The organism is Ruegeria sp. CI5, assembly GCF_056536885.1.
In genome coordinates this window covers 87,067-100,267 of sequence record NZ_JBQFQN010000004.1, presented here as the reverse complement: position 1 = coordinate 100,267, position 13,201 = coordinate 87,067, and the positions used below count along the sequence as shown (strand labels likewise).

Here is a 13,201-nt window from a genome sequence, read left to right as displayed (position 1 = left end):
TTGTTTTAACCCTTCGTTAACTATTTCGGAGAGACCATGATGGCGCGAAATGAGTGGATACTGGACGTATTGTCGGACCTCAACGCCTTCGCCGTTGCGAATGGGTTGACCGCGCTGGCCGAGCAGCTTGACGACACCAGGCTGATCGCCGCGGCCGAAATTGCGTCCCTGAACGATGAGGCAAAAGCGCCGTCGAATGGGAACACAGTTCGATTTGAGCCAGGTCCTGGAGGATTTGGAAAACACCAGCACGCTTGACGAGCTGGGTGCGGTTGCTGTCCGCATCAGGGACAAACTGAAGGTCGATCACATCGTCTATCACTGGGTCGATGGCGCCGGCGATCAATATGGCTACACCACCTATCCGGATGCCTGGGCCGACCGATACCGTGAACGCAACTATCACCGAATAGATCCCGTAATCCTGGGCTGCTTCCAGCGGTTTCATCCGGTCAACTGGAAATCTCTGAACTGGTCCGGCAAGGTCGCAAAAGCCTTTCTGCAAGATGCTTTGGATCATGGTGTCGGCAATCAGGGCTATTCGATCCCAATTCGTGGGCCGAATGGCCAGTTCGCGCTTTTTACGGTCAATCACAGTTGCAGCGACGAGGCTTGGGGTGCCTTCATCGTGACCTACAGCCGCGAGTTGATACTGCTCGCCCACTACTTCAACCGCAAAGCTTTGGATTTCGAGCAGGACCGCAGACCTGAATCCGCGCGCGGTCTCTCTCCGCGCGAGATCGACGCGATGACGCTACTGGCCTTGGGCTACAGCCGGGCGCAGGTCGCGCACTCCCTGTCTATTTCCGAGCACACATTGCGTGTCTATATCGAAAGCGCCCGGTCCAAGCTGGGTGCTCTGAATACAACCCATGCCATCGCCACTGCCCTCAGCAGAGGATTAATAGTGGTTTAAGGCCCGCGCGAGGGCCACACGGGAAATTAACCACGACTTTGTACCCCCTTCGTTCCAGCACTGGACGACAAGGGGAAAAGTCATGCTGCGTTATGTTTACGCTGACGAGCTTCATAAATTTCCAAAATTGGCCGAGGGGATGTTTCGCGACCGCGCCGATCAATTCAAAACCCGCCTCGGATGGGATGTTCATGTCAATTCCAAAGGAGAGGAACGGGATCAGTATGATGATCTGAACCCGCTGTATGTCATCTGGGAAGAGCTAGACGGCAGTCACGGCGGATCGATGCGGGTATTGCCCACGACTGGCCCTGTCATGGTAAATGAGGTGTTCGGGCATCTGACCGGCGGCAGCCCAATCCGCAGCCCGCTGATCTGGGAAGTGACGCGGTTCTGCCTGTCCCGCACCGCTCATCCACACACGGCCGGGGCAATCATGCTGAGCGGGGGGGAGATCATGGAAGGCTTCGGTCTGACCCACATCGCCGGGGTCTTTGATGCAAGGATGATCCGTATCTATCGGCTAATCGGTTCCTCGCCGGTGGTCTTGGGCTCGGAGGGGGCGGGCCGTGACCAGATTTCGGTCGGTCTTTGGCCCTATTCCGCTGACGATTGCAACCGCGTGGCCGAGCGGGCGGGCATCCCGCGCGAGCTGTCGCGATTGTGGTTCAAGACGGCGTTCGGGTCCGCCGCGCGGCATCGGTTCGCACTGTCTGCCTGACGTTGAATTCCGCATCTGGCGCAGGTTGGCGCGGCCCTGTAGGGTCGCGCCATGTCTCTGCCCAAGGTTACTTTTTCCGAAGATCAGGCCGCCGCGTTCGACAGCATTGCCCAGATGCTGAAATCCGCTGGCGTCGACCTGGAAGATGATGCGCTGCTCAAGCTGCCCGGCCAGGGCGAATCGGGCGTGATGGCGGTGATCGGCAAGGCCGGGTCGGGCAAGACCCTGCTGTTGGCCGAACTCTACAAGGCGCTGGCCGAGACCGGAGTTCAGATCGTCTCGGGCGACTATGAAAGCCGCAAATCGAAGGACAAGCGCAGCCTTGCCATTCTGGCCCCGACCAACAAGGCCGCCAGCGTGTTGCGGTTGCGCGGTGTTCCGGCCACCACCATTCACCGCATTCTGTACACGCCGGTCTATGATCCGGAATACGAACGGATCGCCGAGTGGCTGGCGGGCAACGACGACCGCCCCGAGATCGAAGGCCTGACCGACGAGGCGCTGGACCGCGCGGCCGCGTTCTACGCCAACAACAAGTCCATCCCAGGTGCCTTGGCCGCCGCCGGCCTGCGCGGATCGGATTTCATCACCGGCTGGAAACGGCGCGACGAGCCGTTGGATATCGGGTTCGTCGATGAGGCGTCGATGCTGGACGACCGCCAGTTCGAGGATCTCAAGGAGATCTTTCCCACCTTGTTGTTGTTCGGTGATCCGGCGCAGTTGGCACCGGTGAACCAGTCCGGGTCGATGGTGTTCGATGCTCTGCCCGAACCGCGCAAGCTGATCCTGCACCGTGTGCACCGGCAGGAGGCCGACAACCCCATTCTGGATCTGGCCCATGCGCTGGCCGATCCGGCCATGGGGTTCGAGGATTTTGAACGTCTTGTCGAGCAGACCGCCCGCACTGATGACCGCGTGGTCTGGGGCCAGCGGGTCGAGGTCGACCTGATGGCCCGTAGCCCGGTTCTGGTCTGGCGGAATGCGACGCGTATCCGGCTGATCCAGGCCTTCCGTCAGGTGCATGGCGCTCCCGAGACCGAGCTGTTGGAAGGCGAACCGTTGATCTGCGACGGGATCGAGCTGCCGCTGAAGCACCGCAAGAAGCGGCTGGACCTCGAGGCGCGCGGGCTGATCAAGGGCGCGCAGGTGATCTATCTGGGGCCGGGGCGCAAGCCGGGGTTCTCGCGGCTGCATGTCATGGGGGCCGAAGACCCGCAGGTCAGCGCCGCGTCGATCGTGCAGATCGAAAAACCGGACGAAGAAGAGCCCTTCATCCCCTTTGCCGCGCGCATGGGGGCCACGTTTCTGCATGGGGCCGCCGTGACGATCCACAAGGCGCAAGGCTCGCAATGGGACACGGTGCAGGTCTTTGCCCCTGACCTTTATGCCGCCGCCCGCATGGGCCGGACCGAGGCCGGTCAACCCCTGTGGAAACGGCTGGCCTATGTGGCCATCACCCGCGCGCAAGAGCGGCTGATCTGGGTGGTGCGCAACCGGCTGTCCAAACCAAGCCATCCGTTGCGGGTTGACGATCTGCGCGCGGTCCCGGCCGCAAAACTGACGCTGGAGGCGGAGGAGACATGAAGACGATCATCGTGACCGGGGCAAGTTCGGGCATCGGGCGAGCCACAGCCGAGCTGTTTCTGGACCAGGGTTGGAAGGTCGGCCTGCTGGCACGCAATGCGGACAAGCTGAGCCAGATGGCCGCGACGCGCGAAAACGCCATTCCACTGGTGGCCGACGTGACCGATCCTCAAGCGGTTTCGGCGGCGTTTGATGAATTTCAGACGCAGGCCGGACGGTTGGATGTTCTGTTCAACAACGCGGGGATCTTTGCCCCTGCCGGGACGATCGACGAGATCGCGCTGGACGACTGGTATCAGAGCGTCAAGGTGAACCTGAACGGGATGTTTCTGTGCGCTCGCGCAGCCTTTGGCTTGATGCGCAGGCAGGTGCCTCAGGGGGGCCGCATCATCAACAACGGCTCGATCGCGGCGCATGTACCGCGCCCGAATTCGGTTCACTACACCGCCACCAAACACGCGATTACCGAGCTGACACGAAGCCTGTCGCTTGACGGCCGCGCCCATGGGATCGCCTGTGGGCAGATCGACATCGGAAATGCCAGAACCCAGATGGTGCAGAACCTGGTCGATACGGCGGTTGCTGAAGGGCGAGAGCCTGATCCGACGATGGCGGTCGAAGATGCCGCGCGCTCGGTCCTGCACATGGCCAGCCTGCCGCCCGAAGCCAACGTCCAGTTCATGACCGTGATGGCAACGACGATGCCGTATATCGGGCGCGGGTAGCCGTCAGTTTTCGCGCAACAGTCGGAAAGCCGTCGAAGCGCCCCAGCCTGCTGCGATGGCAATGACAAGGGACATCAACCCGTACCAGACCGGCTGTTGACGCGACATGTTGTAGAGAAACCGCTCGAGCCCGACTTTCCGAACGTCGATAACCGTCTCGAACTGCGAAATGACTTCGCCGTTCCGCATCAGGAAGATGCGGGTCAGGTAGTCGCCTTCGGTCAGGTCGGCCGGCATCTCGATGGAGGTGCGGAATAGCGTTTGCTCATCTACGGCAACCGTGTTCTCCCGGATCGAGTACAGGCCCTCATCCTCGCGGATCCTGACGACGGCCCGGGCGAAATCCTGAGCCTCCCGAATATGCATGGCTGCCCCGACGGACCGGATCGCGCGCCGGATCGAGATGCGATAGCGCAGATCTTCGGTGTCGGTGATGATGTCAGTGAACGGTGCGCTTGTGGCGACTGCGTAGAAGCTGGGTGCGGAATCGACCAGAACGTTGTCGGTATTCACCCAGATGCCGAATTTCTTTTCCTTGCGCCGCACCATGACCGGCTCGGACGGGCCTGCGACTGCCACGATCACCTCCAGCGGAGGGCCGGGCGGGATCGGCGCTTCGCGCTTGACGGCGCCAAAGATCAGAATCTCGGATCCGTCGAAATCGGCGGTGATGGCCACGCGATCCTGGCTGAGGCCAAGAACGACCTGCTCATCCGCAGCATGGACGGGGAGAGTCAGGAACACAAGGGCGATGAACCAGCGCAACACGTCAATGCCCCCCATCGGTGCCAAGCGAGTACAGCTCGGCCGGTTGCAACAACAGATCCAGGGCCAGCTTTCCGCAAACCGCCAAGACAAGAGCGGCTAGCAGGACGCGCAGCTGCTCGGCCGGGATGCGTGCCCCCAGCACGGTCCCGATCTGAGCCCCGATCACCCCGCCAACCAACAGTAGGACGGCCAGCACGATATCGACCGTAAAGTTGGTCGTGGCGTGCAGCATGGTGGTGAAGCCAGTGACGAAAATAATCTGGAAAAGGGATGTCCCCACAACCACTTTGGTTGGCATTCCCAGCAGATAGATCATGGCGGGCACCATGATGAACCCGCCGCCCACACCCATGATCGCCGACAACACGCCGACGAACAGCCCGACAAGCACCGGCGGAATGACCGAGATATACAGCCCCGAGGTCCGGAACCGCATCTTGAACGGCAGGGCGTGGATCCACCCCCTCTGGCGCCGTTTGACAGGGACCCCACCGGCCTTGCGGGACCTGCGCAGTGCATTGAGGCTTTCAAAGAACATCAGTCCGCCAATGACGCCCAGAAAGACGACATAGCAGAGCTTGACCAGCAGATCGACCTGACCCAGGCTTTTGAGATAGTTGAAGAAGACAACGCCCACGGCTGCGCCGATCAGACCACCCACAAGAAGGACCGTGCCCATCTTCAGGTCGACCGTCTTTCTTCGGAAATGCGCCAGCACCCCCGAGAATGACGAGGCAACGATCTGGTTCGCCTCGGTTGCCACGGCAACGGCGGGTGGGATGCCGATAAAGAACAGCAGCGGGGTCATCAAAAAGCCGCCACCGACACCGAACATGCCGGACAGGATTCCCACCATGCCGCCGAGGCCAAGCAGCAGAAAGGCGTTTACGGAAACTTCGGCGATAGGCAGGTAGATATGCATGTGGTCTAGCCGATCCGTACTGCGGTGGACTGGTAAAAACGATCAAAGGCGGGCGCGTTGCGTTGGGCGAAGAAACGGACTGGTGGGTACATGGCGGTTTCGAAGGATAAACTGGTCACGATCAAACCCCCGCCAATTCAGAAAGCGAATAGATTTCTGTCGGAGCCACGATCAGTTCCAGCCCGACTTTTCCGGCCACGATCATGACCAGTACCGCCAGCAAAACCCGCAGCTGCTCAGCCTTCAGCCGGGCGCCGACCATGCTGCCGAACTGGGCCCCAACGACACCTCCGATCAACAGGAACAAGGCCAGCACGATGTCCACGCTGAAGTTGGTCGAAGCGTGGATCATCGTCGTAAACCCGGCCACGAAAATGATCTGAAACAGCGAGGTTCCGATCACCACCTTTGTCGGCATTCCCAGGATATAGATCATTGCCGGAACCATGATGAACCCGCCGCCAACGCCCATGATGGCCGACAGGATTCCGACGCCAAAGCCGACCAGGATGGGTGGAATGACCGAGATGTACAAGTTTGACTCGCGGAACCGCATTTTGAACGGCAGTGCATGAACCCAGGTGCGTTGGCGGCGTGCGGTCGGTGCGGTGCCGCCCGCCGCTCGTGACCGGCGAATTGCACGCAGGCTCTCAATGAACATCAAGGTGCCGATGAGGCCAAGAAACACGACGTAGCAAAGCTGGACCGCCAGATCGACCTGCCCCAAATGCTTGAGATAGTTGAAGACGAGCATCCCCAGCGTCGCGCCCAGCAGGCCGCCGCCCAGCAGAACCGATCCCATCTTCAGGTCTACGGTCCTGCGCTTGAGATGAGCCATCAGGCCCGAAAATGAGGATGCCACGACCTGGTTGGCCGATGTTGCCACGGCGACTGCAGGTGGAATACCGATCAGAAACAGCAGTGGCGTGATCAAAAAGCCGCCTCCCACTCCGAACATGCCGGACAGAACGCCCACGGAAACACCAATCGCCAGCAGGACAAACGGGCTAACGGATACTTCGGCTATGGGAAGGTAGACGTGCATACCCTCTTAGAGCGCTTGCGGCATGCAAAATCAACTCTGCATGCCGCTTTGCAGCAAACAGGACTGAAAAGCAGTCCTGAACTGGCCTTATCAGCGCTCTTTCACATAAGGCTCGCCACCGGCCCTTGGCGGGACCGCTTTGCCGACGAAACCTGCCAGGATCACCACGGTCAGGATATAGGGCAGTGCGTCCATGACTTGAACGGGGATAATGATGCCGCCCAGGTCGATATTCTGGAACCGCAGAGCAACAGCCTGCAGCAGCCCGAACAGCAAACACGCCCACATGGCGTGCCACGGCCGCCACTTGGCAAAGATCAGTGCAGCCAGTGCGATGAAACCCCGGCCGGCCGTCATGTCTTTGACGAACCCTGCCTGCAACGCAGTAGCCAAATAGGCCCCGGCGATGCCACACAGCACGCCACAGATGGCGACGGCCGCGTAGCGGAGCCCCACCACCGAGACGCCTGCGGTGTCCACTGCCGCCGGGTTTTCACCCACGGCGCGCAGGCGCAGGCCAAAGCGGGTGCGGAACAGCACCCACCAGGTGGCGGGCACCATCAGGAATGCCACGTAGACAAGAATCGAGTGGCCTGAGAGCAGTTCGGCGTAGATGGGACCGATGATCGGCACACCGCTCAAAGCTTCTGCGAAGGGGAAGTTGATCGGCTCAAACCGGCCACCCCCGAACAACGACGGAGTGCGGCCGCCTTGCTGGAACCAGTCCTGGGCCACCAGCACTGTCAAGCCGGCAGCCAGGAAGTTGATGGCGACACCGGAAATCAGCTGGTTCCCCCGGAACGTGATCGAGGCAAGCCCGTGCAGGCCAGACAGCACCAAGGACGATGCGATGCCGGCCAGCAGGCCCAGCCATACCGACCCGGTGACGGCGGCAACGGCGGCCGAGAAGAATGCGGCCATCAGCATCTTGCCTTCCAGGCCGATGTCGAAAATGCCAGCGCGTTCCGAATACAAGCCGGCCAGACAGGCCAGAAGCAGCGGCGTGGCCAGGCGAATGGTCGAGTCCAGAACCTGGACGATCGTCAGGAACAACTCCATCAGTTCGCCTCCTTCCGCAGAGCCAGGAACAGCTTTTCAAGCGGCATGCGCACCATGTTGTCCAGCGCTCCGGTGAACAGGATCACCAGCGCCTGGATCACCACGATCAGCTCGCGCGGGATCGACGTCCACAGGGCCAGTTCCGCGCCCCCCTGATAGAGGAAACCAAACAGGATGGCCGCCAGGAACACGCCGAACGGGTGCGAGCGGCCCATCAGGGCCACCGCGATGCCGATAAAACCCGCGCCCTCGGTCGAGTTAAGAACCAGCCGCTCGGCCTCACCCATGACGTTGTTGATAGCCATCAGGCCCGCCAAAGCGCCCGAGATCAGCATCGCCACGATGGTGATACGCACAGGCGAGATACCGGCATAGACCGCACCGGTTTCCGAATGCCCATAGGCCCGGATTTCATAGCCCAGGCGGGTGCGCCAGATCAGCGCCCAGACGACGATGCAGGCGATGACCGCGATGATCAGCGAGATGTTGGCCGGAGCCGCCTTGGAGAAGGTGATCCCGATCGGGGCCAGCATCTCGTGCAGGGTGGGCAGATGTACCGCCTCGGCAAAGCGGGCGGTGGCCGGGTCTTGCGAGCCGGCCGGTCGCATCACGTTGACCAGCATGTAGTTCAGCAGCGCCGCGGCGATGAAGTTGAACATGATCGTGGTGATCACGATATGGCTGCCGCGCTTGGCCTGAAGATAGGCCGGTATCGCCGCCCAGGCCGCGCCGAACAGCATGCCGGCGGCCATCGCAGCCAGCAGAGCGATGCTCCAATGCGGCCAAGGCACATAGAGGCACACCATGGCAACGCCCAGTCCGCCCAACATGGCCTGACCTTCGCCGCCGATGTTGAACAGACGGGCGTGGAAGGCCACCGCGACCGCCAAACCGGTGAACATGAAGTTGGTGGCATAATACAGGGTGTAGCCCCAGCCATAGGTCGACCCCAGCGCGCCGGTGACCATCAGGTTCACCGCCTCGATCGGGTTTTCGCCAATGGCCAGAATGACCAGTGTCGACAGGATTGCGGCCAGGACCAGACTGATGAGCGGGATCAGAATGACGTCGGCCCATTTGGGCATCTTATCCATGTTACGCGGCCTCCCCCGCAACACCGGCCATCAACAGGCCCAGTTCTTTTTCATCCGTTTCATGGGACAGGCGCTCGCCCATGATATGTCCGTCGAACATCACTGCAATCCGGTCGGACAGAGAGAAGATCTCTTCCAACTCGACCGAGACCAGCAGGATCGCCTTGCCCTGATCGCGCAGGGCGACGATCTGCTTGTGAATGAACTCGATCGCGCCGATGTCCACGCCGCGGGTCGGCTGGCCCACCAAAAGCAAATCGGGGTTCCGCTCGATTTCGCGAGCAACCACGATCTTCTGCTGGTTTCCACCCGAAAAGTTCTTGGCCGACAGCCAGCCATTGGGCGGACGCACGTCGAATTTCTCGATCTTGCGTTCTGTGTCGGCGCGCAGGGCGGCGTTGTTCATGAAAATCCCGCGTTGGTAGGCAGGGTCGCGGTGATAGCCGAAGGCAACGTTTTCCCAGGCGTGGAAGTCCATGATCAGACCTTCGCGCTGCCGGTCTTCGGGCACATGCGCGATGCCTTGGGCGCGGCGCGCCTGACCGTCGGCCTCGGGTCCGCTGAGTGCCAGTGGCGTACCATTCAGTTTGATCACGCCTGATCCCGGGCGCATGCCGCCCAATACTTCGAGCAGCTCGGACTGCCCGTTGCCGGCGACGCCCGCGATGCCCACGATCTCACCCGCGCGGACGGTCAGGTCGATACCTTTGACGCGCTCGACGCCCGCCGAATCCGTCACCCGCAGGTTCTCGATTTCAAGGATGGGCTTGCCGGGTTTGGCCGGCACCTTGTCGACGCGCAGCAGAACCTTGCGCCCGACCATCAGCTCGGCCAACTCCTCGGGGTTGGTCTCGGCGGTCTTGACCGTGGCGGTCATCTGGCCGCGGCGCATCACCGACACGGTGTCGGTGGCTTCCATGATCTCGCGCAGCTTGTGGGTGATCAGGATGATGGTCTTCCCCTCTGCGCGCAGCCGGTCGAGGATGCGGAACAGCTGGTCGGCCTCGGCCGGGGTCAGCACCCCGGTGGGTTCGTCCAGAATCAGGATTTCCGCCTTGCGGTACAGCGCCTTGAGGATTTCGACCCGCTGCTGCATGCCCACGCCGATCTCGTCGATGCGCTTGTCGGGGTCCACGAACAGCTCGTATTCTTCCTCGAGCTCTTTCAGCTCTTTCCGGGCCTTGGCCAGCGATGGGGCCAGCAGCCCGCCATCTTCCGCGCCCAGAACGATGTTTTCCAGAACGGTGAAATTCTCGACCAACTTGAAATGCTGAAAGACCATGCCGATGCCCGCGGCGATCGCGGCCTGGCTGTCGGGGATGTCGGTCTTTTTGCCGTTGATCCAGATTTCACCTTTGTCGGCCTTGTAGAAGCCGTACAGAATGCTCATCAGCGTGGATTTGCCCGCACCGTTTTCACCGATGATCCCGTGGATCGTGCCGGGGGCGACGCTGATCGAGATGTCCTTGTTCGCTTGAACTGGCCCAAAGGCTTTGGAAATCCCTTTGAGCTCGATGGCGGGGACTGTCATGTCTTGTCCTCGATTGCCGTAGAAGCTGCGCTGATTTCGCGATCATTCTGTCGTGGCGAAACAGCTGCATGAGTGGATGCGGGACGGGAGGTTTCCCCCGCCCCGCGCGATATCAGAACTGCAGTGCCGGGCAGCTGTCGTTCTCGTAGTAGCTGACGACGGTGACATTGCCGTCGATGATGTCGCGGCGTGCCTTTTCGACGGCGGCCTTCATCTCGTCGCTCACCAGCGAGGCGTTGTTTTCATCCATGGCAACGCCGACACCGTCCTGTGCCAGACCCATGGTGAACTTGCCGGTCTCGACATCTTCGCCTGCCTTCATGGCGTCATAAACGGCCACGTCCACGCGCTTGAGCATCGAGGTCAGAACCTTGCCGGGGTGCAGGTGGTTCTGGTTGCTGTCCACGCCGATCGACAGGATGCCTTCGTCGGCCGCGGTCTGCAGAACACCGACGCCGGTACCGCCTGCGGCAGCGTAGATCACGTCAGCGCCTTGGCTGATCTGAGCTTTGGTCAGTTCCGAGCCCTTCACCGGGTCGTTCCAAGCAGCCGGGGTGGTGCCGGTCATGTTGGCGACGACGTTGATGTCAGGGTTCACGGCCTTGGCGCCCTGGGCGTAGCCGCAGCCAAAGTGCCGGATCAGCGGAATGTCCATGCCACCGATGAAGCCGACGGTACCCGACTTGGATGCCATCGCGGCCATCATGCCGACCAGGTACGAGCCTTCATGCTCGGCGAACGAGACCTGGCGGATGTTCGGCGCGTCCAGCCAGCTGACGTCGACGGCAACGAACTTGGTATCGGGATAGTCAGGTGCGACGGCGGCCAACGGATCAGCCATCGCAAAGCCCATCGTGATGATCGGGTTTGCACCGGCTTCAGCGAAACGACGCAGGGCTTGTTCGCGCTGCGCTTCCGACTGCAGCTCGATTTCGCGATAGGATTTGCCGGTCTGGTCGGCCCAGCGCTTGGCGCCGTTATGGGCTGCTTCGTTGAACGATTTGTCGAACTTGCCGCCCAGATCGAAGATGATCGCCGGTTCGGCCAGCGCCGCACCTGCGGTCAGTGCAAACGCGGCGGCCGCGCCCATCAAGGATTTCATCAGGGTCATCATATACTCCCGTTGTTTTTTATGGCTTCGGGGCAGGGGCTTTTGCCCAGCCCCGCTCAGAGCGAGCAGAACTGCTGTGATAGCGGCAATTAAGGCCGTCTGAAACAGCCATGGTCAACCGCTTTTTGACCATTTGGTCTCAGAAATGCCCGGCTTTCGTCAGGGTAGCGCGCGCTCCATCAAGATTGCATCTACTTTGTCAGCCTTGCCGCGCCGGTAATATCCCGGCCGAAGACCGCAGCGCGCATAGCCGCAACTTTGGTAGAGTGCAATGGCGGCCGCGTTGTCCGATGCCACCTCAAGAAATGCCCGGCGCGCACCCAGATCGTGAGCCCTACCGTGCCAAGCCTGCATGCAGGCGCGGCCCCGACCCTGCCGCTGGTAATCGGGATGCGTCGCGATGGTCAGCAGCTCGGCCTCGTCGCCGATGACCTGGATCAAGGCAAATGCTGATTTGTTTCCAACAACATGGGTGAAGCGGTTGGCAAGCAGGTCAGCGAATTCATCAGCGGTCCAGGGGCGGGACTGGGTGAAAGCCGCGCCGTGGGTCTCGGCCATTTCCTGTGGGGTCATGGGTCCAGCAAAGGCGGCGGCGTATCGCGCGACGGGGCGGCGTCTGCGGCACGAACGTACAGGGGGGCCGGGGGACCTGACACAAGGTCAACACGTTCGGATGCAATCCGGGCGATGGCCCGGACGACGGCATCCGCATCGTCGCACAAAAAAAGGGCGCCAAGTGATTCTGCCTGTTCCTGCGTCATCAGTTGCGGCGTCCCGTCGGGCATTTGCAGGTAAACTTGGTCGCGGGGGGCTGGAATGGCTGGGATCCGCCCTTCAGGTGCCAAAGCCGCAAGGGCTTCAAGGCCCGAAACGCCGATTGCCGGCTTGTTCAGTCCAAGCGCCAGCCCTCGGGCGGTAGAGACCGAGATGCGAATTCCAGTGAAATTGCCCGGACCTGTCCCGACACCGATCGCGTCGATATCCGCCCAAGAAACCCCGCCTTCTGCCAGGATGTCCTGAAGCAAAGGCATCAGGCGTTCCGCCTGGCCGCGGGTCATGGTTTCGGCGCGGCTCACGACGATGTCTGGCCCGCGCAGCAAAGCGGCCGCGCAATGCGCGGCCGATGTGTCAAATGCCAGAATTGTCTGATCAGACGGCAACGGGGCGAACCTCGGTCACCTCGGGGATGTAATGGCGGAGCAGGTTCTCGATCCCCATTTTCAGGGTCAGCGTCGAGGACGGGCAGCCTGCGCAGGCCCCTTGCATATGCAGGTAGACGACGCCGCGGTCAAAGCCGTGGAAGGTGATGTCACCGCCGTCCTGCGCCACGGCGGGGCGTACGCGGCTGTCCAGCAATTCCTTGATCTGGTTGACGATTTCCGAGTCCTCACCCGAATGTTCAGCATGGCCGGACGCGGTTTCCACCCCGGCCCCCATCACCGGCTGGCCGGACTGGTAGTGCTCCATCACAGCGCCCAGGATGGCGGGTTTGATGTGGTCCCACTGCACGCCGTCGTCTTTGGTGACGGTTACGAAGTCATTGCCGAAGAAAACTCCGGTCACACCGCTGACCGCAAAGATGCGCTGCGCCAGCGGCGAGTTCTGCGCGGCTTCGGCGGTCGGGAAATCCGCTGTACCGGCCTCGAGCACGGTCTGACCGGGCAGGAATTTCAGCGTGGCCGGGTTGGGTGTGGATTCGGTCTGGATGAACATGGCGCGCTCCGT

14 protein-coding genes are annotated in these 13,201 nt (G+C 61.4%); 4 read left to right on the top strand and 10 right to left on the bottom strand.

Annotation, left to right across the window (positions count from 1 at the left end):
* The first annotated feature begins 196 nt into the window (after positions 1–196).
* The 4 genes from ACR0BA_RS13205 to ACR0BA_RS13190 all read left to right on the top strand — a co-directional run bounded on the left by ACR0BA_RS13205 (position 197) and on the right by ACR0BA_RS13190 (position 3,946).
* The gene (locus ACR0BA_RS13205) at positions 197–916 is read left to right on the top strand and encodes a helix-turn-helix transcriptional regulator (RefSeq protein ID WP_170342173.1); all 720 of its coding nucleotides are present in this window, start codon (positions 197–199) and stop codon (positions 914–916) included.
* An 82-nt stretch (positions 917–998) separates the two neighbouring features.
* On the top strand, positions 999–1,637 hold the full coding sequence (locus ACR0BA_RS13200; RefSeq protein ID WP_480728342.1) for an acyl-homoserine-lactone synthase: 639 nt from the start codon (positions 999–1,001) through the stop codon (positions 1,635–1,637).
* A gap of 51 nt (positions 1,638–1,688) precedes the next feature.
* Entirely contained in the window at positions 1,689–3,221 is a 1,533-nt protein-coding gene (locus ACR0BA_RS13195; protein ID WP_170406718.1) for an ATP-dependent DNA helicase, read from the top strand.
* A complete protein-coding gene (locus ACR0BA_RS13190) occupies positions 3,218–3,946 on the top strand; it encodes an SDR family oxidoreductase (RefSeq protein WP_480728341.1) in 729 nt (242 codons plus the stop codon). The genes ACR0BA_RS13195 and ACR0BA_RS13190 overlap by 4 nt, the downstream gene beginning before the upstream one ends.
* Positions 3,947–3,949: 3 nt before the next feature.
* On the opposite strand, the gene ACR0BA_RS13185 is transcribed toward ACR0BA_RS13190, so the two are convergent.
* The 10 genes from ACR0BA_RS13185 to ACR0BA_RS13140 all read right to left on the bottom strand — a co-directional run bounded on the left by ACR0BA_RS13185 (position 3,950) and on the right by ACR0BA_RS13140 (position 13,189).
* Positions 3,950–4,714 (bottom strand): TIGR02186 family protein, encoded by a 765-nt coding sequence (locus tag ACR0BA_RS13185; protein ID WP_480728339.1) that lies wholly within the window; start codon positions 4,712–4,714, stop codon positions 3,950–3,952.
* 1 nt (position 4,715) lies between these two features.
* Positions 4,716–5,636 carry a sulfite exporter TauE/SafE family protein gene (locus ACR0BA_RS13180; RefSeq protein ID WP_170343309.1) on the bottom strand — a complete coding sequence of 307 codons (921 nt, stop codon included), beginning with the start codon at positions 5,634–5,636 and terminating at the stop codon, positions 4,716–4,718.
* A 121-nt stretch (positions 5,637–5,757) separates the two neighbouring features.
* Entirely contained in the window at positions 5,758–6,681 is a 924-nt protein-coding gene (locus ACR0BA_RS13175) for a sulfite exporter TauE/SafE family protein (RefSeq protein WP_480728337.1), read from the bottom strand.
* A gap of 90 nt (positions 6,682–6,771) precedes the next feature.
* Positions 6,772–7,740 (bottom strand): ABC transporter permease, encoded by a 969-nt coding sequence (locus tag ACR0BA_RS13170; RefSeq protein WP_170367643.1) that lies wholly within the window; start codon positions 7,738–7,740, stop codon positions 6,772–6,774.
* Complete coding sequence (locus ACR0BA_RS13165; protein WP_480728335.1) at positions 7,740–8,834, bottom strand: ABC transporter permease; 1,095 nt, start codon at positions 8,832–8,834, stop codon at positions 7,740–7,742. The genes ACR0BA_RS13170 and ACR0BA_RS13165 overlap by 1 nt, the downstream gene beginning before the upstream one ends.
* Position 8,835: 1 nt before the next feature.
* Positions 8,836–10,365 (bottom strand): ABC transporter ATP-binding protein, encoded by a 1,530-nt coding sequence (locus tag ACR0BA_RS13160; protein WP_480728334.1) that lies wholly within the window; start codon positions 10,363–10,365, stop codon positions 8,836–8,838.
* A gap of 112 nt (positions 10,366–10,477) precedes the next feature.
* A complete protein-coding gene (locus ACR0BA_RS13155; RefSeq protein ID WP_093963454.1) occupies positions 10,478–11,476 on the bottom strand; it encodes a BMP family lipoprotein in 999 nt (332 codons plus the stop codon).
* A 159-nt stretch (positions 11,477–11,635) separates the two neighbouring features.
* The gene (locus tag ACR0BA_RS13150; RefSeq protein ID WP_480728332.1) at positions 11,636–12,049 is read right to left on the bottom strand and encodes a GNAT family N-acetyltransferase; all 414 of its coding nucleotides are present in this window, start codon (positions 12,047–12,049) and stop codon (positions 11,636–11,638) included.
* Positions 12,046–12,636 carry a tRNA (adenosine(37)-N6)-threonylcarbamoyltransferase complex dimerization subunit type 1 TsaB gene (gene tsaB, locus ACR0BA_RS13145; protein ID WP_480728331.1) on the bottom strand — a complete coding sequence of 197 codons (591 nt, stop codon included), beginning with the start codon at positions 12,634–12,636 and terminating at the stop codon, positions 12,046–12,048. Before tsaB ends, ACR0BA_RS13150 begins: the two co-directional genes overlap by 4 nt.
* A complete protein-coding gene (locus ACR0BA_RS13140) occupies positions 12,626–13,189 on the bottom strand; it encodes a NifU family protein (protein WP_093963451.1) in 564 nt (187 codons plus the stop codon). The genes tsaB and ACR0BA_RS13140 overlap by 11 nt, the downstream gene beginning before the upstream one ends.
* Positions 13,190–13,201: the final 12 nt, after the last annotated feature.

Bases quoted from the DNA above. Each gene is read 5' to 3' on its own strand.
- ACR0BA_RS13165 (WP_480728335.1), bottom strand. From the start codon at position 8,834: ATGGATAAGATGCCCAAATGGGCCGACGTCATTCTGATCCCGCTCATC.
- ACR0BA_RS13175 (WP_480728337.1), bottom strand. From the start codon at position 6,681: ATGCACGTCTACCTTCCCATAGCCGAAGTATCCGTTAGCCCGTTTGTC.
- ACR0BA_RS13170 (WP_170367643.1), bottom strand. From the start codon at position 7,740: ATGGAGTTGTTCCTGACGATCGTCCAGGTTCTGGACTCGACCATTCGC.
- ACR0BA_RS13160 (WP_480728334.1), bottom strand. From the start codon at position 10,365: ATGACAGTCCCCGCCATCGAGCTCAAAGGGATTTCCAAAGCCTTTGGG.
- ACR0BA_RS13155 (WP_093963454.1), bottom strand. From the start codon at position 11,476: ATGACCCTGATGAAATCCTTGATGGGCGCGGCCGCCGCGTTTGCACTG.
- ACR0BA_RS13195 (WP_170406718.1), top strand. From the start codon at position 1,689: ATGTCTCTGCCCAAGGTTACTTTTTCCGAAGATCAGGCCGCCGCGTTC.
- ACR0BA_RS13140 (WP_093963451.1), bottom strand. From the start codon at position 13,189: ATGTTCATCCAGACCGAATCCACACCCAACCCGGCCACGCTGAAATTC.
- ACR0BA_RS13150 (WP_480728332.1), bottom strand. From the start codon at position 12,049: ATGACCCCACAGGAAATGGCCGAGACCCACGGCGCGGCTTTCACCCAG.
- ACR0BA_RS13180 (WP_170343309.1), bottom strand. From the start codon at position 5,636: ATGCATATCTACCTGCCTATCGCCGAAGTTTCCGTAAACGCCTTTCTG.
- ACR0BA_RS13190 (WP_480728341.1), top strand. From the start codon at position 3,218: ATGAAGACGATCATCGTGACCGGGGCAAGTTCGGGCATCGGGCGAGCC.
- ACR0BA_RS13200 (WP_480728342.1), top strand. From the start codon at position 999: ATGCTGCGTTATGTTTACGCTGACGAGCTTCATAAATTTCCAAAATTG.
- ACR0BA_RS13205 (WP_170342173.1), top strand. From the start codon at position 197: ATGGGAACACAGTTCGATTTGAGCCAGGTCCTGGAGGATTTGGAAAAC.